The sequence below is a fragment of the Duganella zoogloeoides genome (assembly GCF_034479515.1).
In the GTDB taxonomy this organism is placed as follows: Bacteria; Pseudomonadota; Gammaproteobacteria; order Burkholderiales; family Burkholderiaceae_D; genus Rugamonas; species Rugamonas zoogloeoides.
This window is the reverse complement of record NZ_CP140152.1, coordinates 4146524-4168274: the sequence shown is the minus strand read 5'-3', so window position 1 is coordinate 4168274 and position 21751 is coordinate 4146524. Positions and strand designations below refer to the sequence as shown.

Annotated in this window: 20 protein-coding genes; 18 read left to right on the top strand and 2 right to left on the bottom strand. The window is 61.8% G+C overall.

Features of this window, described 5'->3' with window-relative positions; all coding sequences use genetic code 11:
• Nucleotides 1-89 precede the first annotated feature (89 nt).
• From ndk to SR858_RS18340, 18 genes are all read left to right on the top strand, one after another.
• A complete protein-coding gene (gene ndk / locus SR858_RS18425) occupies nt 90-497 on the top strand; it encodes a nucleoside-diphosphate kinase (RefSeq protein WP_019920462.1) in 408 nt (135 codons plus the stop codon).
• A 66-nt stretch (nt 498-563) separates the two neighbouring features.
• Nucleotides 564-1736 carry a 23S rRNA (adenine(2503)-C(2))-methyltransferase RlmN gene (rlmN, locus tag SR858_RS18420; RefSeq protein ID WP_019920461.1) on the top strand — a complete coding sequence of 391 codons (1173 nt, stop codon included), beginning with the start codon at nt 564-566 and terminating at the stop codon, nt 1734-1736.
• Complete coding sequence (pilW, locus tag SR858_RS18415) at nt 1736-2563, top strand: type IV pilus biogenesis/stability protein PilW (RefSeq protein WP_019920460.1); 828 nt, start codon at nt 1736-1738, stop codon at nt 2561-2563. The genes rlmN and pilW overlap by 1 nt, the downstream gene beginning before the upstream one ends.
• A 7-nt stretch (nt 2564-2570) precedes the next feature.
• A complete protein-coding gene (locus SR858_RS18410; protein WP_019920459.1) occupies nt 2571-3617 on the top strand; it encodes a helix-turn-helix domain-containing protein in 1047 nt (348 codons plus the stop codon).
• Between the two features lie 51 nt (nt 3618-3668).
• Nucleotides 3669-4937 carry a flavodoxin-dependent (E)-4-hydroxy-3-methylbut-2-enyl-diphosphate synthase gene (gene ispG / locus SR858_RS18405; protein WP_026637030.1) on the top strand — a complete coding sequence of 423 codons (1269 nt, stop codon included), beginning with the start codon at nt 3669-3671 and terminating at the stop codon, nt 4935-4937.
• Nucleotides 4938-4957: 20 nt separating this feature from the next.
• Nucleotides 4958-6310: a histidine--tRNA ligase gene (hisS, locus tag SR858_RS18400; protein WP_019920457.1), complete on the top strand. Its 1353-nt coding sequence runs from the start codon at nt 4958-4960 to the stop codon at nt 6308-6310.
• Between the two features lie 38 nt (nt 6311-6348).
• Nucleotides 6349-7011, top strand: a complete 663-nt coding sequence (locus SR858_RS18395) for a tetratricopeptide repeat protein (RefSeq protein ID WP_019920456.1) — start codon at nt 6349-6351, stop codon at nt 7009-7011.
• A gap of 51 nt (nt 7012-7062) precedes the next feature.
• Nucleotides 7063-8199 carry an outer membrane protein assembly factor BamB gene (bamB, locus tag SR858_RS18390; RefSeq protein ID WP_019920455.1) on the top strand — a complete coding sequence of 379 codons (1137 nt, stop codon included), beginning with the start codon at nt 7063-7065 and terminating at the stop codon, nt 8197-8199.
• A gap of 4 nt (nt 8200-8203) precedes the next feature.
• Complete coding sequence (gene der / locus SR858_RS18385; protein WP_026637029.1) at nt 8204-9553, top strand: ribosome biogenesis GTPase Der; 1350 nt, start codon at nt 8204-8206, stop codon at nt 9551-9553.
• A gap of 258 nt (nt 9554-9811) precedes the next feature.
• Nucleotides 9812-10048, top strand: a complete 237-nt coding sequence (gene hfq, locus SR858_RS18380; protein ID WP_019920453.1) for an RNA chaperone Hfq — start codon at nt 9812-9814, stop codon at nt 10046-10048.
• Nucleotides 10049-10090: 42 nt separating this feature from the next.
• Nucleotides 10091-11308 (top strand): GTPase HflX, encoded by a 1218-nt coding sequence (hflX, locus tag SR858_RS18375; RefSeq protein ID WP_019920452.1) that lies wholly within the window; start codon nt 10091-10093, stop codon nt 11306-11308.
• A gap of 14 nt (nt 11309-11322) precedes the next feature.
• Entirely contained in the window at nt 11323-12642 is a 1320-nt protein-coding gene (gene hflK / locus SR858_RS18370; RefSeq protein ID WP_019920451.1) for an FtsH protease activity modulator HflK, read from the top strand.
• Nucleotides 12642-13535, top strand: a complete 894-nt coding sequence (gene hflC, locus SR858_RS18365) for a protease modulator HflC (RefSeq protein WP_019920450.1) — start codon at nt 12642-12644, stop codon at nt 13533-13535. Before hflK ends, hflC begins: the two co-directional genes overlap by 1 nt.
• Before the next feature lie 246 nt (nt 13536-13781).
• Nucleotides 13782-14942 (top strand): ATP phosphoribosyltransferase regulatory subunit, encoded by a 1161-nt coding sequence (locus SR858_RS18360; protein ID WP_026637027.1) that lies wholly within the window; start codon nt 13782-13784, stop codon nt 14940-14942.
• Between the two features lie 4 nt (nt 14943-14946).
• Nucleotides 14947-16257: an adenylosuccinate synthase gene (locus tag SR858_RS18355; RefSeq protein WP_019920448.1), complete on the top strand. Its 1311-nt coding sequence runs from the start codon at nt 14947-14949 to the stop codon at nt 16255-16257.
• Between the two features lie 13 nt (nt 16258-16270).
• Nucleotides 16271-16810: a phosphoribosyltransferase gene (locus tag SR858_RS18350; protein ID WP_019920447.1), complete on the top strand. Its 540-nt coding sequence runs from the start codon at nt 16271-16273 to the stop codon at nt 16808-16810.
• A gap of 56 nt (nt 16811-16866) precedes the next feature.
• Entirely contained in the window at nt 16867-17463 is a 597-nt protein-coding gene (locus SR858_RS18345) for a MarC family protein (RefSeq protein WP_019920446.1), read from the top strand.
• 211 nt (nt 17464-17674) lie between these two features.
• On the top strand, nt 17675-20539 hold the full coding sequence (locus SR858_RS18340; RefSeq protein WP_084669798.1) for a TonB-dependent receptor: 2865 nt from the start codon (nt 17675-17677) through the stop codon (nt 20537-20539).
• Between the two features lie 54 nt (nt 20540-20593).
• Here SR858_RS18340 and SR858_RS18335 read toward each other — a convergent pair whose 3' ends face one another.
• Together SR858_RS18335 and SR858_RS18330 are read right to left on the bottom strand one after the other, a co-directional pair.
• The gene (locus SR858_RS18335) at nt 20594-21019 is read right to left on the bottom strand and encodes a group III truncated hemoglobin (RefSeq protein ID WP_019920444.1); all 426 of its coding nucleotides are present in this window, start codon (nt 21017-21019) and stop codon (nt 20594-20596) included.
• 48 nt (nt 21020-21067) lie between these two features.
• Complete coding sequence (locus SR858_RS18330; RefSeq protein ID WP_026637025.1) at nt 21068-21712, bottom strand: alternative oxidase; 645 nt, start codon at nt 21710-21712, stop codon at nt 21068-21070.
• Nucleotides 21713-21751: the final 39 nt, after the last annotated feature.

Sequence of the window (21751 nt, the reverse complement as noted above, 5' to 3'; positions counted from 1 at the left end):
GAAAGTCCGTAGTGTTCTATGTTAAAATCGAAGGTTGATTGAACTATCAATTCTTGTTTTAAACCTTTCTTTTTATTGGAGTTTTTCAAATGGCAATCGAACGCACCCTGTCGATCATCAAACCAGACGCAGTTGCAAAAAACGTAATCGGCCAAATCTACAGCCGTTTCGAAAACGCTGGCCTGAAGATCGTTGCTGCGCAAATGAAGCAACTGTCGCGTGAAGAAGCTGAGGGCTTCTACGCTGCGCACAAAGAGCGCGGCTTCTTCAAGGATCTGGTCGATTTCATGGTGTCGGGTCCAGTCATGATCCAAGCCCTGGAAGGCGAAAACGCCGTCCTGAAAAACCGCGAACTGATGGGCGCTACCGATCCTAAGAAGGCTGACAAAGGCACCATCCGTGCTGACTTCGCCGACTCGATCGATGCCAACGCCGTTCACGGTTCGGACGCAGTAGAAGCTGCTCAAGTAGAAATCGCCTACTTCTTCGGCAAGTAATTTTTTGTAATGTCTCCGTTTCCGCCTTGGTGGAAACGGAAACTTTTTGTATTGTCTGGACTGACTATGAACGCACCTCTGACCAACTTGCTGGACTTCGATCCCGCGCAGCTCATCGCTTATTGCGCCGAGTTGGGAGAGAAGCCGTTCCGCGCAAAGCAACTGCAACGCTGGATCCACCAATTCGGCGCGTCGGATTTCGACAGCATGACCGATCTGGCCAAGTCGCTGCGCGACAAACTGAAAACCCGCGCCTTTGTTGCCGCGCCAGCCATCATCAGCGACAACACGTCCACCGACGGCACCCGCAAATGGCTGATCGACGTCGGCAATGGCAACGCGGTCGAAACCGTGTTCATCCCGGAAGAAAACCGTGGCACGCTGTGTATTTCCACCCAGGCCGGTTGCGCCGTAAACTGCCGCTTCTGCTCGACGGGCAAGCAGGGCTTTTCGCGCAACCTGTCGGTCGGCGAAATCATCGGCCAGCTGTGGATGGCCGAGTTCGAACTGCGCCGTACCAAGGGCATCGAGCCCGGCCCCAAGGGCGAACGGCAGATCACCAACGTGGTCATGATGGGCATGGGCGAGCCGCTGCTCAATTTCGAACCTACCGCCACGGCACTCAAGTTGATGCTGGACGATAACGCCTACGGCCTGTCGCGCCGCCGCGTGACCTTGTCCACCTCGGGCGTGGTGCCGATGATCGACCGCCTGGCGCAGGAAGTGCCGGTGGCGCTGGCCGTCTCGCTGCACGCGTCCAACGACGAGCTGCGCAACGGCCTGATCCCGTTGAACAAGAAGTATCCGCTGAAAGAGTTGATCGCTGCCTGCAAGCGCTACCTGCAATACGCGCCGCGCGACTTCATCACGTTTGAATATTGCATGCTCGACGGCGTCAACGACAGCGACGAGCACGCGCGCGAACTGATCGCACTGGTGCAGCACCCGGTCGATGGCATCAACTGCAAGTTCAACCTGATTCCGTTCAATCCGTTCCCGGAATCGGGCCTGCTGCGCTCGAAAAATCCGCGCATCAAGGCGTTCGCCCAGATTCTGGTCGATGCCGGCCTGGTGACCACCATCCGTAAAACCCGTGGCGACGACATCGACGCCGCCTGCGGCCAGCTCGCTGGCGAAGTCCAGGACCGCACCCGCGTCCAGGAGCGCATGGGCAAGATGGCCGAGTACCAGCAAAAGTTCGGCGCCAATTTCGGCAAGATCGTGGAGATCCATTCCTGATGGCGGGTTGGGCGCAGCGCAACCGGTATCGCTTGGCCATGCTCGGGATGTTCCCGCTGCTGGCCGGCGCACTGGGCGGTTGCGTCACGACCCCGGATAGTCCACAATCTGCCCGTGGCGCCGACAGCGCACGGGCGCCGGGCAGCGCCGAGCGCAAGGCGGCGATCCGCACGCAACTGGCGGTCGGTTATTTCGAGCAGGGCCAGTACGCGGTGGCGCTGGGCGAAATCAAGCTGGCGCTCGCTGCCGAGCCCGATAACGCCGAAGCGCTGGGCTTGCGCGGCCTGATCGAGCAAGCACTGGGCCATACCGCTGCCGCCGACGAGAATTTCCGCCGCGCCCGCAAGCTGGCGCCGGAAAATCCGGACCTGGCCAACAATTACGGCTCTTTTTTGTGCGAGAGCGGCCGCGTGGCCGAGGCGTTGCCGCTGTTCGACGCCGCGCTGGCCAACCGCGCTTACCGCTCGCCGGCCAGCGCCGCCAACAATGCCGGTGCGTGTGCATTGAAAATCAAGGATTACGCCAGCGCGGAGCGTTATCTGCTGCAAGCGTTGCAGTTGACGCCCGATCTGCCGGCCACCAACGCCAACCTGGCGCGGCTTTACGTGGAAAAACGCGATGTCCAGCGTGCCCATTTCTTCGTGACCCGCCTGGCTGACGTGGCAAAGATGGAGAGCTTGACGGCCGATGTGCTGTGGCTCGGGATTAAAGTGCAGCATCAAGTGGGCGATACGGGAAAACAAGCTGGTTGGGTCACGCAGTTACGGTCCCGCTACCCCGGCTCGACCGAGTATGCTGCTTATCAACGTGGGGCGTTTGATGAGTGAGACAGCAATGAATTCTGAGTGGGTAGAACCGCCAAAAGACCAGGCCAAAACCGGCCTGGCTACGCCCGGAGCACAACTGAAGGCGCAGCGCGAAGCGCTGGGCTTGACCGTGGAGCAGATCGCCGACCAGCTCAAGCTGGCGCCGCGCCAGGTGGTGGCGCTCGAAGCTGGCGATTATGCGTCGCTGCCCAATATGGCCGTCACGCGCGGTTTCGTGCGCGCCTATGCCAAGGTGGTGCGCATCGACGCCACGCCGCTGGTGGCAATGATCGAAGTGCGTTCGCCCACCAGTCCCGAGGTGTCGCCTCCGCGCAAGGAAATCGCGGCCACGTTCTCCGACACGCGCATGCCGCTGATGAAGTCGCGTAACTCGCACACCGGCGCCTGGGTAATGGGTGGTGTGGCAGTGGTGGTCGTGGTGGGCGGGATTTTCCTCTACCAGAGCGGCCTGATTGCGCACACGCTGGCGCTGTTCGAGCGTGGCGCCGATAGCGCTGCCGTCGCCACCGAGCCGGCCAAGACCGATGCCACGGTGGCGCCGCTGGAAACCACGCTGGTCAAGCCCGGCCAGGAAACCGCGCCGCTGCAGTCGCCGAATGTGCCGCTGGTGTCGGTGCCGCCGGTCGATGGCGGTAGTGCCGCCAATGCTGGCACGGTGGCCGGCGTCGCGCCTGCGCCAGCTGCCGGTTCCGCCGCTGTTACCACCCCGGCCACCGCACCGGTCAATACGCCGGCGCCTACCGTGACCGGTCAGCCGGTTACGACCACCGCAGCGCCGGCCGCAGCCGCTGCTGCCACGACTGCAGCAGCCGTCACCGGCACCGCGCTGGTCCTGAAAGTAGCGGAGGATTCGTGGGTAGAGATTCGCCGTCCGGGCGCCGCGCCGCTGATTTCGCGCGTGGTCAAGGCCGGCAGCACCGAAACCTTCGACATCAAGGGCCCGTCGCTGCTGATCGTCGGCAAGCCAGCTGGTGTTCAGGCTTCGCTGGGCGGCGCGCCGCTGGCGTTGCCGCAAGTTGCAGGCGGTACGATCGCCCGCGTGAACATCAAGTAAGCCAAGCAAAACCAAGCAAGCCAACAAATACCAGTTCCGAGTAAAACCACCATGTCTTCTTCGCCAACAGCTATTCCTTCGGGCCAGTCACCGCGCCGCGCCAGCCGCAGCGTGCTGGTGGCGCACGGCCAGCGCCAGATCTGGGTGGGCGGCGACGCTCCCGTGGTCGTGCAGTCGATGACCAATACCGATACCGCCAACGCCATCGAAACCGCGATCCAGATCCGCGACCTGGCGCGTGCCGGGTCCGAGCTGGTGCGCCTGACCGTGGACCGTCCGGAATCGGCCGAAGCCGTGCCGTACATCCGCGAACAGCTCGACAAGATGGACGTCGATGTGCCGCTGGTCGGCGACTTCCACTACAACGGCCACACGCTGCTCAACGATTATCCGGAGTGCGCCAAGGCGCTATCGAAATACCGCATCAATCCGGGCAACGTGGGCAAGGGCGCCAAGCGCGATACCCAGTTCGCGCAGATGATCGAAGTGGCGGCCCGCTACAACAAGCCGGTGCGCATCGGCGTCAACTGGGGCAGCCTCGACCAGGCGCTGCTGGCGCGCATCATGGATGAAAACGCCGGCCGCGCCGAGCCGTGGACCGCGCAGCAGGTCATGTACGAAGCGTTGATCACGTCGGCAATCGAGAACGCCGTCCGTGCCGAAGAACTGGGCCTGGCGCGCGACAAGATCATCCTGTCGTGCAAGGTCTCGGGCGTGCAGGACCTGATCGCCGTGTACCGCGAACTGGGCAAGCGCTGCGACTATCCGCTGCACCTGGGCCTGACCGAGGCGGGCATGGGCAGCAAGGGTATCGTGGCGTCCACCGCCGCGCTGTCGGTGCTGCTGCAAGAGGGCATTGGCGACACCATCCGTATCTCGCTCACGCCGGAGCCGGGTGGTGACCGCACCAAGGAAGTGGTGGTGGGGCAGGAGATCCTGCAAACCATGGGCCTGCGCAAGTTCACGCCGATGGTGATCGCGTGCCCCGGCTGCGGCCGCACCACGTCAACGACGTTCCAGGAGCTGGCCGACAACATCCAGACCTTCCTGCGCGACCAGATGCCGGAGTGGAAAAAAACCTACCCGGGCGTGGAAGCGATGAACGTGGCCGTGATGGGTTGCATCGTCAACGGTCCCGGCGAATCGAAACACGCCAACATCGGCATCAGCCTGCCCGGCACTGGCGAATCGCCAGCCGCGCCGGTCTTTGTCGATGGCGCCAAGGTGGCGACGCTGCGCGGCGAGCGCATCGTGGAAGAGTTTCACGAGATCGTCCTCAATTACGTCAAGACCAATTACAGCAAGACTGCCGCAGTCTAGTTTTTAACGAAATCAGAACCATGTCCGAAAATAAAAAAGCTGAAAAAATCACCGCCGTCAAAGGCATGAACGACATCCTGCCGCAGGACTCGCACCTGTGGCAGCTGTTCGAGAACACCGCGCAATCGGTGGTGCAAAGCTACGGCTTCCAGCAGATCCGCACGCCGATCGTGGAAGACACGGCACTGTTCAAGCGCGCCATCGGCGCCGTCACCGACATCGTCGAAAAAGAGATGTACTCGTTTACCGATTCGATGAACGGCGACCAGCTGACCTTGCGCCCTGAAGGCACGGCAGGCGCGGTGCGCGCGGTCATCGAACACAACCTGGTGTACGAAGGTCCGAAGCGCGTGTGGTACACGGGACCGATGTTCCGCCACGAGCGCCCGCAGCGCGGCCGCTATCGGCAGTTCTACCAGTTCGGCTGCGAAGCCGTGGGCTTCACCGGTCCCGACGTCGATGCCGAGATGATCATGTTGTGCCGCCGCCTGTGGGATGACCTGGGCCTGGAGAACATCCGCCTCGAACTCAATTCGATCGGCGACGCCGAAGAGCGCGCGCGCCACCGCGTGGACCTGATCGCGTACCTGGAAAGCCACGAAGCGCTGCTCGACGCGGAAGCCAAGCGCCGCCTGCACAGCAACCCGCTGCGCATCCTCGACACCAAGAACCCTGCCATGCAGGACATGGTCAACGGCGCGCCGAAACTGCTTGACTACCTGGGCGAGGAATCGCTGGCGCACTTCAACGGCGTGCGCAAGATCCTCGACCACAACAACATCCCGTACGTGATCAATCCGCGCCTGGTGCGCGGCCTCGATTACTACAACCGCACCGTGTTCGAATGGGTGACCGACTCGCTTGGCTCGCAAGGCACCGTATGCGCGGGCGGCCGTTACGATCCGCTGATCGCCTCGTTCGGCGGCAAGCCGACGCCGGCCGTCGGTTTTGCCATGGGCATCGAGCGCCTGCTGGAACTGATGAAAGAAGCGGGCGAGCCGGAACAACCGAACCTGTGCGACGTGTACCTGGTGCACCAGGGCGAAGCGGCGCAATTGCAATCATTCGTGCTGGGCGAACGCCTGCGCGACGCCGGCCTCGACGTCATCATGCACGGTTCGACCAGCAATGGTCCCGGCAGCTTCAAGAACCAGATGAAAAAAGCCGACGGCAGCGGCGCATCGTTTGCGGTCATCATCGGCGAAGACGAAGTGACCAACCACACCGCGTCGGTCAAAGCCATGCGCGGCGCCGACGGCGAACCCCAGCAGGCAACCGTACCGTTCGACGAAGTGGTCGACTACGTGGTGGACCAGATCACCGGCAGCGGCGACCATCACCACCACGTGCACGACGAACACTGCAATCACTAAGCCGACCCACCCCTTAACCTTTTAGCAGACGAACTGACATGGCATACGATCTCGAAGAACAAGAACAACTCGCTACGCTCAAAGCATGGTGGGAACGGTACGGCAACCTGACGACCTGGATCGTCATCGCGGCACTGGCCGCTTACTCGGCCTGGGCCGGCTGGAACTATTACCAGCGCAACCAGACCACCCAGGCCTCGGCCCTGTACGAAGAACTGCAACGCGCGGTGGAAGCCAAGGACAACACCAAGGTACAACGCGCCGCCACCGACATGGAAAGCAAGTTCGGCGGCACCTCGTACGCACCGATGTCGGCGCTGGTCGCCGCCAAGAGCGCGTTCGAAGCGAACGACGCCAAGACCGCCAAGGCCCAGCTGCAATGGGCGGTGGAGCACGGCGCCGACGAGTTCAAGGCGATCGCCAAGGTGCGCCTGGCTGGCGTGCTGCTCGATGAAAAAGCGTACGACCAGGCGCTGAAAACCCTGGACGGCACGGTGCCGCCAGCGTTTGCCGGTTCGGTGGCCGACCGCAAGGGCGACATCCTGGTAGCACAGAACAAGCTGGCCGAAGCGCGCACCGCCTACCAGGCCGCGCTCGACGCCACCGACAAGAAAAACCCGGGACGCCAGCTGATCCAGCTGAAGCTGGAAGCGATCGGCGGCGCCGTGCCAGCCGACAAACCAGCCAAGGCCGCTGCGTAAGCAGCTGTACCGCATCCGGATAACCCGTAACGAGCAAGGTTGAAAAATTTTATGCGCATCACCGAAAAAGCTATTGCTGCAAGCCTGCTGGCACTGTTGGCTGGTTGCTCCTTGTTTGGCTCGAAAGACACCAAGAACCAGCCGGCGGCGCTGGTGGAACCGGCGGGCAGCCTGCAGCCGCCTGTGGCCTGGAAGTACTCGGTCGGCAAGGCCGGCAACGCCGTCTTCACCCCGGTGCTCGCTGGCGACAGCGTGTACGTGGCCGATGGCGATGGCGTGCTGGCACGCCTGAACGCGGCCACCGGCAAGGAAATCTGGCGCATCAAGACCGGCACCGACCTGACGGCCGGCGTGGGCAGCGATGGCGAGGTGGTTGTGGTTGGCGACAAGAAAGGTGTTATCCTTGCTTTCGACGCCAACGGCAAAGAATTGTGGAAAGCACAAGCGTCGAGCGAAGTGCTGTCCTCGCCGGTGGTCGGCGGCGGCGTGGTGGTGGTGCGCAGTGTCGATAACGTGATCACCGCGTACGAGGCCAAGACCGGCGCCAAGCGCTGGAACGTCACCCGGACCACGCCAGCCCTGACCCTGCGCAATGCGCCGGGCATGGTGATCAGCGGTCCGAATGTATATGTCGCCCAGCCGGGTGGCAAGCTGGTGGTGCTGGCCCTGGCCGGCGGCCTGCCACGTTTTGAAGTGGCAGTGGGCGAGCCGCGTGGCGCGACCGAACTCGAACGCGTGACCGACATTGCCGGCGCACCGGTGATTTTCGAAAAAGATGTCTGCGCTGTGTCGTACCAGGGCCGCGTGGCCTGTTACGACGCCACCACTGGCGCGCCGTCCTGGAGCAAGCCTGCTTCGTCCGACGTGGGCGTGGCGGTGGACCAGCGTTTTGTATTCGTCTCCGACGACAAGGGCGAAGTTGCCGCCTATAGCCGCGAAAGCGGCAGCAACGCCTGGAAGAACGACAAGCTGTCCTATCGCCGCCTCTCGACCCCCGTGTCGTATGGCCGCGCCGTGGCCGTTGGCGACTACCAGGGTTACATCCACTTCCTGTCACGGGAAGATGGCGCTCTGATAGGTCGAGTCGCGACCGATGGCAGCCCGATCCAGTCGGCCCCCGTCATCGCCGGCTCGAATTTGATTTTTCAAACTCAAGCAGGAACTGTGACCGCTTTCGCGGTCGAGTAATTCAATGAAGCCGGTAATCGCACTTGTGGGTCGACCCAATGTAGGGAAATCGACCTTGTTTAATCGTCTGACCCGCTCGCGCGATGCGCTGGTGGCGGACTTGCCTGGGTTGACGCGCGATCGTCACTATGGCGAGGGCCGTGTCGGCGAACGTCCCTTCCTCGTCATCGACACGGGCGGCTTCGAGCCGGTCGCCAAGGAAGGCATCATGCATCAGATGGCCAAGCAGACCAAGCAAGCCGTTGCCGAGGCCGACATCGTCGTGTTTCTCGTCGATGGCCGCCAGGGCCTGACGCCGCATGATAAAACCATTACCGACTTCCTGCGTAAAAGCGGCCGTCCGGTCATGCTGGTCGTGAATAAATCGGAAGGCATGCGGTACACCGCCGTGGTCTCCGACTTTTACGAGCTGGGCCTGGGTGAGCCGTACTCGATCTCGTCCGCGCACGGCGACGGCGTGGCCGACCTGGTGGAGGAGGCGCTGAACCTGGCGTTTGCCCAGCGTCCCGAAGAACCGGACGAACTCGACCCTGCCCAGCGCGGCGTCAAGATCGCCCTGGTCGGCCGTCCGAACGTGGGCAAATCGACCCTGATCAACACCCTGGTGGGCGAAGAGCGCGTGATCGCGTTCGACATGCCGGGCACCACCCGCGACTCGATCGAAATTCCGTTCGAGCGCGAAGGCAAGCAGTACACGCTGATCGACACCGCCGGTATCCGCCGCCGCGGCAAGGTGTTCGAAGCGATCGAGAAATTCTCGGTCGTGAAAACCCTGCAATCGATCTCGGAAGCCAACGTGGTCGTGCTGATGCTCGACGCCCAGCAGGACATCTCCGAACAGGACGCCCACATTGCCGGCTTCGTGCTGGAGACGGGCCGTGCGCTGGTCATCGCCGTCAACAAGTGGGACGGCCTGCGTACCGACGAACGCGACGAAATCAAGATCGATATCGACCGCAAGCTCGACTTCCTGTCGTTCGCCAAGATGCATTTCATCTCCGCACTGAAATCGCAGGGCATCGGCCCGCTGATGAAGTCGGTCGATGCGGCGTATGCCGCCGCCATGTGCAACCTGTCCACGCCGAAGCTGACCCGCGCGCTGATCGAGGCGGTGGAGAAGCAGGAGCCGCGCCGCAAGGGCTCGATCCGTCCGAAGCTGCGCTATGCGCACCAGGGCGGCATGAACCCGCCGGTCATCGTCATCCACGGCAATTCCCTGGAAGCGGTTGGCGATCCGTACAAGCGCTACCTGGAAAAGCATTTCCGCGATACGTTCAGTTTGATAGGCACGCCGCTGCGCATCGAGCTGCGCACGGGTAAAAACCCGTTCGACAAGCGTACCGAGAAGAAGTAATCGCCAGGTAGGCGATAAGTTAAATCGGGTCGCCAAATGTGTGACCTGGTTTTCAACTTAGTATTCGATTAAATAGGCTGTTTTTTTGCGGTGCGACACTGCAAAAAAAGCAAAAACAGGTTACAGTGGCTTGGAAGCACCATTCCCTACGTGGCGAGCGGTGTTTCAGCGAATATCATTTGACTTTCGCTGGGCCACGTACTTGAAATTAAGCGTCTCGCCTCCAAATCCAACACAACAACATAAAATGGAGCTGTTATGAGCAACAAAGGGCAACTGTTACAAGACCCATTCCTCAACGCACTGCGCAAAGAGCACGTGCCGGTGTCGATCTACCTCGTTAACGGCATCAAGCTGCAGGGCCACATCGAATCGTTCGATCAATACGTCGTATTGCTGCGCAACACCGTGACCCAGATGGTGTACAAGCACGCCATCTCCACCGTGGTGCCGGCTCGCGCCGTCAACCTCAGCATCGATAACGACGCGGACTAAGCGCTTGCCTTATCGCTTCTCCCCAACCTTACAGATCGTCGTATGCGTGCAGCTCTAGTCGGTATTGATTTCGGCCAGGGCGACTTCGCCGCCAGCGTCGAGGAACTGCAACTGCTGGCCCGTTCAGCAGGTGCGGAACCCGTGACGACGATCACCGCCAAGCGCTCCGCCCCGGACTCCGCTTATTTCGTCGGCAGCGGCAAGGCTGACGAAATCGGCCAGGCCGTGCTGGACGAGCGTATCGAAATCGTCATCTTCAACCATGCGCTGTCGCCGGCCCAGCAGCGTAACCTGGAAAAGCGCCTGAACATCCGCGTGCTTGACCGTACCAGCCTGATTCTCGACATTTTCGCCCAGCGCGCCGCCTCCCACGAGGGCAAGCTGCAGGTGGAACTGGCGCAGTTGCAGCACCTGGCCACGCGCCTGATCCGCGGCTGGACCCACCTGGAACGGCAAAAGGGCGGTATCGGCCTGCGCGGTCCCGGCGAAACCCAGCTCGAGACCGACCGCCGGCTGATCGGCGAGCGTGTCAAAGCCTTGCGCGCGCGCCTGGCCAAGCTGCGCAAGCAGCATGAAACCCAGCGCCGTTCGCGTGGCCGCAGCCAGACTTTTTCCGTGTCGCTGGTCGGCTATACCAATGCCGGCAAGTCCACCCTGTTCAATACGGTCACCAAGGCCGGCGTGTATGTAGCCGACCAGTTGTTCGCGACGCTGGACACGACCTCGCGTCGCGTCTACATGGGGCAGGAAGTGGGCAACGTGGTGATCTCGGACACGGTCGGCTTCGTGCGCGAATTGCCGCACCAGCTCGTCGCCGCTTTCCGCGCCACGCTGGAAGAGACGATTCACGCCGATTTGCTGCTGCACGTGGTCGATGCATCGTCCCCGGTGCGCATGGAGCAGATCGAGCAGGTCAACCTGGTGCTCAAGGAAATCGGCGCCGATCATATTCCGCAAATTCTAGTGTGGAACAAGATCGACGCCGCCGGCCTGGAGCCCTCGGTGGAGCGCGACGAATATGCTAAGATTTCCCGCGTTTTCCTCAGCGCCCGCACCGGTGTCGGTGTGGACCTGTTGCGGGAAGCGATCGTGGAATGGGCCAAGGCGGCGCCGGGCGCCAGGCTCAACCAGGCGTATCCGGTTGACGACGAAGCAGAGCTCGATTTAGATGATGAAGCGCAGGAGCCGGATGCGTCCGACTCCGACGACGACAGCAATACCTCGCGCAGTTCCCTTACAACTCACGTTGGATCCCACTAATGCGTGTCCCCTCAATGATGAAACGTCTCGGCATCAAGCTGTCGCTGAACGACCCCCGCTGGGGCTCGGACAAGAAAGACGGCGAGCCGCAGGCGAACGAAGGCAAGAAGCCTGGCGAAGGCCCACCCGACATGGAACAGTTGTGGCGCGATTTCAATGAGCGCCTGAACAACTTCTTCGGCCAGAAAAGACGCCCGGACAATAACAATAATAACAATGGCAACAATAACAACGGTGGCGGCGTGCCGCGCCCCGATCCGGCCGGCATGCGCGCCACCGCTGGCGCCATCGCCGGGGTGGCCGCGCTGATCTGGCTGGCCAGCGGTTCGTTCATCGTGCAAGAGGGCCAGGCGGGCATCGTCTATACCTTCGGCAAGTACACGCACTCGACCGGCTCCGGTTTCAACTGGCGCTGGCCGTACCCGTTCCAGTCGAACGAAACGGTACGCGTCTCGCAGATGCGTATGGTCGAGATCGGCTATCGCGGCAACATCAAGAACAAGCAGACCCAGGAATCCCTGATGCTGACCGACGATGAAAACATCATCGACATGCAGCTGGCCGTGCAGTTCAAGCTGAAAGACCCGGTGGCCTGGCTGATGAACAACCGCGATGAGGAAGAAACCGTGCGCCAGGTCGCCGAGACCTCGATCCGCGAAATCGTCGGCAAGAACAAGATGGACTTCGTGCTGTACGAGGGCCGCGACAAGGTGGCCTACGAAACGCAAGTGCTGATGCAGACCATTCTCGACCGTTACGCTTCCGGGGTACTGATCTCGGGCGTGACTTTGCAGGCGGTGCAGCCGCCGGAGCAGGTGCAGAGCGCGTTCGACGACGCGGTCAAGGCCGGCCAGGACCTGGAACGCCAGAAGAACGAAGGCCAGGCGTACGCCAACGACGTGATTCCAAAGGCACGCGGTACCGCTTCGCGCCTGATGCAGGAAGCCGAAGCGTATCGTTCGATGGTCACCGAGAACGCGACCGGTAACGCCAACCGCTTCAAGCAGGTGCTGGTCGAGTACCAGAAGGCGCCGGCCGTCACGCGCGACCGCATGTACCTCGACACAATGCAGCAGATCTTCTCGAGCACCAGCAAGGTCATGGTCGATTCCAAGAACGGCAACAACTTGCTGTACCTGCCGCTCGACAAGCTGATCGCCCAGGCGGCAGCGGTAGACAGTGCACGCCATGGCAACAACAGCAGCAACACCGGTTCGCCAGCGACCGCGCCGACCACGGCCACGCTGCCGGCCGACGTGATGCCATCGGTGGAAGTGAGCCGCCAGCGCGAGCCACGCCCACGGGATTCCTCACGTGAACGGGAGAGTCGTTAATGAATCGCATAGTCAGTACCCTCGTGGCAGGTTTTGTCCTGCTGCTGATCCTGTCGTCGATGATCTTCGTGGTCGACCAGCGCAAATACGCGATCGTGTTCGCGCTGGGCCAGATCAAGGAAGTGGTCCGCGAGCCCGGCCTGCACTTCAAGCTGCCGCCACCGTTCCAGAACGTGGTGCTGCTCGATAACCGGATCATGACCATCGAGTCGCCGGACGCCGAGCGCTTCATCACGGCCGAGAAGATGAACATCCTGGTCGATAGCTTCGTCAAGTGGCGCATTGGCCGCAACGAAGGCCAGGCCAAGCTGTACTACGTCACCTTCGGCGGCGACGAAACCCGTGCCCGCGACCGCATGTCGGTCATCATCAAGTCGGCGCTGAACGAGGAAATCACCAAGCACACGGTCAGCGAAGTGATCTCGGGCAAGCGTGGCCAGGTGATGGAAGCGATCCGCAACAAGGTGGTGCTGGAATCGGCCCAGATCGGCGTCGAGATCATCGATGTGCGCCTGAAACGCGTGGAATACGTCGAGCAGATCAACAACTCGGTGTACGAACGCATGAAGGCCGAGCGCATGCGCGTCGCCAACGAGCTGCGTTCGACCGGTTCGGCGGCCTCGGAAACCATCCGCGCCGACGCCGACCGCCAGCGCACCGTGATCCTGGCCGAAGCGTACCGCGATGCCGAGAACATCCGTGGTGAAGGCGACGCCAAGGCATCGCAGATCTACGCCGAAGCGTTCGGCCGCAATCCGGAGTTCTACAAGTTTTACCGTAGCCTGGAAGCGTACCGCTCCACGTTCAAGAGCCAGGGCGACGTGATGGTGGTCGATCCGAGCTCGGACTTCTTCAAGTACTTCAAGAACTCCGGCGCCGGCGGTCAGAAGTAAGCACAGTATCTTCATTGCCGGCGGCTTGTGAGCCGTCATCCTCGCGTACGCGGGGATCCATGGAACGTATGACGAATCTACCGGTCTATGGATTCCCGCTTTCGCGGGAATGACGGACTTGCGGTCGCCGGCTTTTCAATTTTTACCTCCCCCCCAGCATTTTCGCGTAAAATATCAGGTTCGGCCTGTCACTTGTTGACACGCGGCGCCCGCGCCCCCTTGTTCATTATTTAATCATTGTCTCCCATGCCGAATTGGCTTTTGCCCGAGAATATCGCCGACGTCTTGCCGTCGGAAGCCCGCAAGATTGAAGAACTGCGTCGCCTGATGCTGGATAACTTCCGCCTGTACGGGTACGAACTGGTGATGCCGCCGCTGCTCGAGTACCTCGAGTCGCTGCTCACCGGCGCCGGTACCGACATCGACCTGCGCACCTTCAAACTGGTGGACCCGATCTCGGGCCGCCTGCTGGGCCTGCGTCCTGACATGACGACCCAGGTGGCGCGCATCGACGCCCACCTGCTCAACCGTGCTTCGGTCACGCGCCTGTGCTATGCCGGCAATGTGCTGCATACGCATCCGTCGGGCTTGCACGCCACCCGCGAACCGCTGCAGATCGGCGCCGAGATCTACGGCCATGCCGGCCTGGAAGCCGATGCCGAGATCCAGGAACTGGCGCTGTCCACCCTGGCGCTGGCCGGTTTCACGCAAGTGCGGCTGGACCTGACCCACGTGGGCGTGCTGCGCGCGATCATCGAAGAAGATGCGGCTGCTGCCAAGGACGAAGCCGCGCTGTACCTGGCGCTGCGCGCCAAGGACGTGTCGGACCTGAGAGCGCTCACCGCCAATTACGCGCCGCAAACCCGCGATGCGCTGCTGGCGCTGACCAATCTGTACGGCGACATCGACGTGCTGAAAAAAGCGCGCGAAGTGCTGCCGGACCTGCCGGGCATCGCCCGCGCGCTGGCTGAACTGGCGGCGCTGGCCGCTTCCGCGATGGGCCGTGCCGAGGTCGCCATCGACCTGGCCGACCTGCGCGGTTACCAATACGAAAGCGGCGCGATGTTCGCGCTGTATGTGCCAGGCTTGCCGAACGCGGTTGCGCGCGGCGGCCGTTACGATCACGTAGGCGAAGCCTTCGGCCGGGCCCGTCCCGCCACCGGCTTCTCGCTCGACCTGCGCGAGCTGGCGCGCCTGTTACCCACTGCGGAACGCAAGCATTCGATCCGCGCACCGTGGGGCAATGCGCCTGAATTGAAAGAAAAAATCGCCGAGCTGCGCAAGTCCGGCGAAGTCGTGATCCAGAGCATGCCTGGTCACAGCAACGAGCTGGACGAGTTCGAGTGCGATCGCGCGCTGGTGCTCGACGATAACAGTAGTCAATGGATTCTTAAAAACTTAGGTTAGTGTGATGTCAAACAAAAACGCAAAGAATGTGGTCGTCATCGGCACCCAATGGGGCGACGAAGGTAAAGGCAAGATCGTCGATTGGCTGACCGATCATGCACAAGGTGTGGTGCGCTTCCAGGGCGGCCACAATGCCGGCCACACGCTGGTCATCGGCGGCGTCAAAACCGCGCTGCAACTGATCCCTTCGGGCATCATGCGTCCAGGCGTGGCCTGCTACATCGGTAACGGTGTGGTGGTGTCGGTGCCGGACGTGCTGCGCGAAATCGACAAGCTGGAAAAAGTCGGTGTCGAAGTAGCGTCGCGCCTGAAAGTGTCGGACGCCGCGCCCGTCATTCTGCCTTACCACTCGGCACTCGACCTGGCCCGTGAAGCCAAGCGTGGCGAAGCGAAAATCGGCACCACCGGCAAGGGCATCGGCCCGGCCTACGAAGACAAGGTCGCCCGTCGCGCGATCCGCGTGGCCGACCTGCTCAACGAAACCCGCCTGGCTGAAAAGCTGGCCGAGAACCTCGACTACCACAACTTCGTGCTGGAACACTACCTGAAAGCACCGAAGGTCGATTACCAGAAAACCCTGGACGACGCGCTGGCCTACGTGCCACGCCTGCGTCCGATGGTGACCGACGTCTCGAGCGCGCTGTACGCTGCGCACAAGGCCGGCGCCAACCTGCTGTTCGAAGGCGCGCAAGGTTCGCTGCTCGACGTCGATCACGGCACCTATCCGTTCGTGACCTCGTCGAACTGCGTGGCCGGCAATGCCGCCGCCGGTGCCGGCGTCGGCCCGAACATGCTGCACTACATCATGGGCATCACCAAGGCCTACACCACCCGCGTGGGTTCCGGTCCGTTCCCTTCGGAACTGCCGACCGATGCCGGCGTCGGCCATCACCTGGCGCAAGTGGGCCACGAGTTCGGCACCGTGACGGGCCGCGCCCGCCGCTGCGGCTGGTTCGATGCCGCGCTGCTGCGCCGGTCGGTACAGATCAACGGCGTGACCGGCATGTGCCTGACCAAGCTGGATGTGCTCGACGGTATCGAAACCCTGAAGCTGTGCACCGGCTACACCATCGACGGCGTGACCGTGGACATCTTCCCGTCGGGCGCCGAAGAAGCGGCCCGCTGCGTGCCGATCTACGAAGAAATGCCAGGCTGGACCGAAAGCACCGTGGGCGCCAAGACCATGGAAGCGCTGCCGGCCACCGCCCGCGCCTACATCAAGCGTATCGAAGAGCTGGTCGGCGTACCGGTCGATATGGTCTCGACCGGCCCTGATCGTGAAGAAACGATCGTGCTGCGCCATCCGTTCGCATAACAAGAGGAGTGTCATGAACAACCCGCAAACCAACGAAAAACACCTCTGGGTGTCCTGGGACGAATACCACCGCCTGATCGAGCGCCTGGCGCTCAAGGTGCATGAGTCCGGCTGGAAATTCGACATGGTGCTGTGCCTGGCGCGCGGCGGCGTGCGTCCTGGCGACGTCTTCTCCCGCATCTTCGACGTGCCGCTGGCGATCCTGTCGACCAGCTCGTACCGCGAAGACAAGGGCACCACCCAGGGCGACCTGGACATCGCCAAGTACATGACGATGACCAAGGGCCCGCTGTCCGGCAAGATCCTGCTGGTCGATGACCTGGCCGACTCGGGCGTTACCCTGATCAAGGTGATGCAACACTTGAAAGAGAACTTCGAAGGCGTGACCGAAGTGCGTTCGGCCGTAATCTGGACCAAGGGCAGCTCGGCTTTCCGTCCGGATTACCAGATGGAAGAACTGCCGCACAATCCGTGGATCCATCAACCGTTCGAGGACTACGACGGTCTGCGTCCGCATCAACTCGCGGCCTGGATCAAAAAAGGCGACGCTTAATCGCGGTTGCTGACAAGGGGAGCTTCGGCTCCCTTTTTAATTTTAAAAATAAAAATATGACCCAAGACTTCTTTCAGACTTTCATCCTGCTGGTCCTGGTGACCGATCCGTTTGGCAACGTGCCGCTGTTTGCCAGCGTGCTCAACCCGGTGCCGCCGGCGCGCCGGCCGCGCATCGTCATCCGCGAGTGCGCGATCGCGTTCGGCCTGCTGCTGATCTTCATGTTTTTTGGGCGTCACTTCCTGGCGGCACTGCATTTGTCCGAGGTGGCGCTGCGCATCGGCGGCGCCGTGATCCTGCTGTTGATCTCGATCCGCATGATCTTCCCCCATCCCGATGGCGTGCTGGGCCGCACCGATGGCGCCGAGCCGTTCATCGTGCCGCTGGCCATTCCTGCGCTGGCCGGCCCGTCCGCGCTGGCGACCGTGCTGCTGTTCTCGAGCGAGAGCACCGGTGAAGTGCTGGTGCACGTGGCGGCGCTCGCTGCCGTGGCGGTGGTGTGGCTGGCCGTGTTCCTGTCCGCCGAGCGCCTGCAAAAAGTGCTGGGTCCGCAGGTAATGACCGCGTTCGAGCGGCTGATGGGGCTGATTCTGACCGCGATGTCGATCGAGATGCTGCTGAGCGGAATACGCGAGTTCGTCAAGACCTTGTAGGCCGCAGGACCGCGTCCCGATTGAAAAAAAGCTGTACAGTGCGCGAGCAACGGCGCTACAGTGGCTGAAACAACAATGTAAACAATTTACATAGTGATGCGCCCCCGTCTCTGCGTCGGGGGCGCGCGGCCTCACCACTGTCAGCATCATCGGCGCCCCCTTGCGGCGCCATGCCTGGTGATTATTCCGAACGACAAAACCAGGAGTACCCATGAATAGCTCTGCCCGGCATACGCCTGCCTTTCGCCTGTCCGTCATGTCCACCGCGCTGGCCGCAACATTTGCCGCCGCGCTGATGGTGGCCCCGCTGGCGCACGCCCAGCTCAGTACCGCCACCATTCAAGGCCAGGTTGCCAGCGGCGCAGCACCCTCGGCTGGCGCCGCTGTCACCGCCACCAACGAACTCAACGGTTATAAGTATGAAACCACCACCCGCGCCGACGGCAGCTATGTGCTCACCGGCGTGGCGCCCGGCACCTACCGCATCCGCGTGGGCGAGCAGCAGGCTGAACCGGTCACCGTCAGCGTGGGCCAGACCAGCCAGGTCAACCTGCAGTTGCAGGCGGGCGTGCAGCAGGTGGTGATCACCGGCTCGGCGTCGCGGCGCGACGTGACCGGTTCCGAGGTGGGCACGTCGGTGTCGCGCCAGCAGATCGAAAAGCTGCCGCAGGTCACCCGCAACTTCCTGTCGTTTGCCGACCTGGCGCCCGGCGTGCGCTTCAATGTCGATACTGCCGGCAACGTCAAGATGCAGAGCGGCGCGCAGAGCCAGGACAATGTCAACGTGTTCATCGATGGCGTCAGCCAGAAGAACAATATCCTGCGTGGCGGCGTGTCTGGGCTCGATTCGAGCCGGGGCAATCCGTTCCCGCAATCGGCCGTGGCCGAGTACAAGGTCATCGCGCAAAACTACAAGGCCGAGTTCGACCAGGTGTCGAGCGCGGCGATTACCGCCGTGACCAAGTCGGGCGGCAATACCCTGAGCGGCGACGTGTTCTGGGACCACAGCGGCACCAACCTCACTGCCAAGGACCCGTTTCAGAAGGAGTCCGAGCGCCAGGGCGTGGGCCGGCCGTCGTCGTCGCAGGACCAGTATGGCGTGACGCTCGGCGGTCCGATCAAGGAAGACGTCGCGCACTTCTTCATCGCCTACGAGGGCAAGAAGATCGACAGCCCGCGCCAGGTGATTGCGCAGCGCACCGACTTGCTGCCCGATGCCGGTATCGTGCCGTCGCTGCTGGCGCGCCAGGGCTCGCAAGTATCGAGCTTCAAGGAAGACCTGCTCCTGGTCAAAGTCGATGCGCAGATCTCGCGCAACCAGCGCATGGAGGCGACTGCCCGCGTGCGCCGCGAGTCCGACCTGATCCCCGAAGACCTCAAGCTCAGCGTCGCCGAAAACGTTCTTGACCGTACCAACGATGAAGACCGCTTCGACGTCAAGCACGAGTGGAGCGACAAGGGCTTTTTGAACGAAGCGCGCTTCGGCTACGAAAAATACAGCTGGAACCCACGTTCTGAGGCGGCCAACCCGTACGTGCGTTACCAGGTCTCTCCCAGCAACTCCGATAACAACGTGGTCGATGTGCTGATCACCGGCGGCTCGCCCAACAACCAGTTCCGCCAGCAGCGCGGCCTGTTGTTGCAGGACGATCTCACCTATAGCGGGCTGGAAAACCATACCTTCAAGGCCGGGGTAAAGGTGAAACGCATCGATTACAACCTGTCCGGCACCGCGCGCGCGGTCGAGCAGCGCTGGGAGCGCATCGACACCACCACCGGGATCCCGAGCCTGATCCGCTCGGAGCCGGCAATTCCGTCCGCTGGCGTGGCGTTCTCCAACAATCAGTACGGTATTTATTTCCAGGACGACTGGCAGGCCACCGACAAGCTGCTGCTCAATCTCGGTGTGCGCTACGACTACGAGAGCAATATGCTCAACGACAGCTACGCCACGCCGGCCGACCGCGCGGCCATCTTCGACCGGCAAGATCCCCGCGACGGTGCCGCTGCCGGCCAGACCTATGCGCAGTCGCTGGCCAAGGGCGGCGTCAACATCGCCGACTACATCAGCAACGGCAACAGCCGCAAGCCGTTCAAGGATGCGTGGGCGCCGCGCCTGGGCCTGTCGTACGATATCAACGGCGACCGCGCCTCGGTGCTGTTTGCTGGCTGGGGCAGGGCGTATGACCGCGCAATTGCCAACCACGCGCTCGACGAGGCGCAAAAGAACTCGCAGCCGGGCGGCGAAATCTGGCTGATCAGGAACAACCACAAGATGGCGTACACCGACCAGTTCAGCGTTGGCCTGCGCCAGGCGCTGGGCCGCTGGAACGGCGAAGTGGGTTACACCAATTCGCGCAGCCGCAACCAATTCAACTGGTTCGGCGGCAACCGCGACGTCAACGGCACCTGGGGCAACGGCAGCCCGATCGATCCGCTGTTCGGCTCGGTGCCGGGTTACAGCACCCTGGTGCTCGGTGACTTCATCACCCAGGCCAAGGCCGAGAACATTTACCTGAAACTGGACAAGCCTTATACCAAGGCGTCCACCTGGAGCCTGGGCGCGACGTACACCTACAGCCGCGGCGAAACCACCAACAACGAGTGGACCAACAACACCTTCAACTGGACCTACGGCCGCTACGCCACTGCCTGGAATCCATCGACCGACGTCGAAAAGCACCGGCTGGTGGTGGCGGGCGTGTCGGACGGCTTGCTGCCGTTCGGGTTGATGGTGTCGGGGAAAGTGACGGTCGGCTCGGGCCTGCCGTACCGGATCACCGACTGCTCGCGCGGTTCCACCAGCTGCGTGGCGGCCGAAGGCAAGGGCAGCAACTTCCGCCAGGTGGACGTGGGCCTGGCCAAGGAAGTCAAGTTCGCGTTCGGCGCGCTGTCGCTGCGCGCGGACGTGCTCAACCTGTTCAACAGCATCAACTACGGCGGTTACGACGGCTGGGGCGGCGGCCCCGGTAATCCGCAAAACCGTCTCGGCGGCGACAATGCCAACCTCGGCGTGCCCAACTCGGTGGGCGGCCCGATGCGCACCGTGAAGTTCAGCGCGCGTTACGCTTTCTGATAGCGCCAGCGTGCGCAGGGCGGTAAGTTTGCCGCGCGTATGCTGATGCTGGTATCAAATAACCGATGTTCCAGGCAGGTTATTTCTACGGTGCAGAGTTGGCGGTGCGAAGTCTTTTTCGCCGAAGAATCCATACTCGAGTGAAGTTGCAATTCGCTCAGCGGTCATGTGGAATTGCGCTGCGATTTCCGGCCTGAACAGACGGCTGCTGACCGCCTTGAATTTGGCAAGCCAGCGCACAAAGTGTTCGCTGGTGACTCCTTGCAGCAGCATGTGTTTGCCGAAGACATTCCCCTGGAAGCTTTTTGTTCCCAACATCACCGTCGCCCAGAAGTCGACCATGCGGTCGAGATGCGGCGCCCAGTCCGCGCCGATGGCAGCCTCGAAGATTGGGAAAAGCTCTGCGTCGCCCCGTACATCGTCATAAAACTGATGGACAAGCATCGTTATCGATGCGGCAGTGAGTTCGTGATATGCCATTGCTGATCCTTGTACTTGTGCGGCTTTTACCCGTCTGGCGGACGAAGATTATGCTTTGAGGTCGATGCTGACAGGAGTAAGTGCATCGGCGTATCCGTGGTTCACATTGCGGTGACCCATTTCATCCTTGCGCACTTCCACTACCACGTCACGCAAGCGGGCATTTGCAGGCAGGTTCCAGTAAGCGATGGCGATCGCTGGCGCCGGCACGTTCTCAACCCGTCCAGCATCGATCTCTTCAAGGTAGAGTGTATAGCTCACCACCGCTTGTTCCTCAAAATAGCCGACCAGGCGGTGGGCCGTACGGGCAGAGACCAGGTAAAGCAGGAAGAAGAACATAAAAAACAGGGCCTGAACAACCAGGATCACGACGCGTTCAAACCAGCTGGGCTTGGCGATCTCGACGAATGTCATCAAGTGCATGCGTTCATTTTCAGCCTCGTCCAGCAGCGTACGGATCCAGTTGTTGTCATCCACCATCCAGCGCAGGCAGCGCAGGTGGACCAGCATTCCACCAACCATGCCCGGTACTGCGGCGACGGTCTCCAGCACGATGGCGCGGTTGCCGTAGCGCTTAGCGAAGAAGGTGTCGGCGAAAAAGCGCAGCGTCAGGGTGATCCCCAATGCGATGCGATCAGAAATGTTGCGGGCGGCATGGTGGTCGTCCAATGCGATGTGGTCACTTGTTTTCATTTTTTTGCTCCCGTCAGTGTGATATTGCTAGAAGAAGGC

Coding starts and splice junctions, on each gene's coding strand:
- ndk (WP_019920462.1), top strand. CDS start 90: ATGGCAATCGAACGCACCCTGTCGATCATCAAACCAGACGCAGTTGCA.
- rlmN (WP_019920461.1), top strand. CDS start 564: ATGAACGCACCTCTGACCAACTTGCTGGACTTCGATCCCGCGCAGCTC.
- pilW (WP_019920460.1), top strand. CDS start 1,736: ATGGCGGGTTGGGCGCAGCGCAACCGGTATCGCTTGGCCATGCTCGGG.
- SR858_RS18410 (WP_019920459.1), top strand. CDS start 2,571: ATGAATTCTGAGTGGGTAGAACCGCCAAAAGACCAGGCCAAAACCGGC.
- ispG (WP_026637030.1), top strand. CDS start 3,669: ATGTCTTCTTCGCCAACAGCTATTCCTTCGGGCCAGTCACCGCGCCGC.
- hisS (WP_019920457.1), top strand. CDS start 4,958: ATGTCCGAAAATAAAAAAGCTGAAAAAATCACCGCCGTCAAAGGCATG.
- SR858_RS18395 (WP_019920456.1), top strand. CDS start 6,349: ATGGCATACGATCTCGAAGAACAAGAACAACTCGCTACGCTCAAAGCA.
- bamB (WP_019920455.1), top strand. CDS start 7,063: ATGCGCATCACCGAAAAAGCTATTGCTGCAAGCCTGCTGGCACTGTTG.
- der (WP_026637029.1), top strand. CDS start 8,204: ATGAAGCCGGTAATCGCACTTGTGGGTCGACCCAATGTAGGGAAATCG.
- hfq (WP_019920453.1), top strand. CDS start 9,812: ATGAGCAACAAAGGGCAACTGTTACAAGACCCATTCCTCAACGCACTG.
- hflX (WP_019920452.1), top strand. CDS start 10,091: ATGCGTGCAGCTCTAGTCGGTATTGATTTCGGCCAGGGCGACTTCGCC.
- hflK (WP_019920451.1), top strand. CDS start 11,323: ATGATGAAACGTCTCGGCATCAAGCTGTCGCTGAACGACCCCCGCTGG.
- hflC (WP_019920450.1), top strand. CDS start 12,642: ATGAATCGCATAGTCAGTACCCTCGTGGCAGGTTTTGTCCTGCTGCTG.
- SR858_RS18360 (WP_026637027.1), top strand. CDS start 13,782: ATGCCGAATTGGCTTTTGCCCGAGAATATCGCCGACGTCTTGCCGTCG.
- SR858_RS18355 (WP_019920448.1), top strand. CDS start 14,947: ATGTCAAACAAAAACGCAAAGAATGTGGTCGTCATCGGCACCCAATGG.
- SR858_RS18350 (WP_019920447.1), top strand. CDS start 16,271: ATGAACAACCCGCAAACCAACGAAAAACACCTCTGGGTGTCCTGGGAC.
- SR858_RS18345 (WP_019920446.1), top strand. CDS start 16,867: ATGACCCAAGACTTCTTTCAGACTTTCATCCTGCTGGTCCTGGTGACC.
- SR858_RS18340 (WP_084669798.1), top strand. CDS start 17,675: ATGAATAGCTCTGCCCGGCATACGCCTGCCTTTCGCCTGTCCGTCATG.
- SR858_RS18335 (WP_019920444.1), bottom strand. CDS start 21,019: ATGGCATATCACGAACTCACTGCCGCATCGATAACGATGCTTGTCCAT.
- SR858_RS18330 (WP_026637025.1), bottom strand. CDS start 21,712: ATGAAAACAAGTGACCACATCGCATTGGACGACCACCATGCCGCCCGC.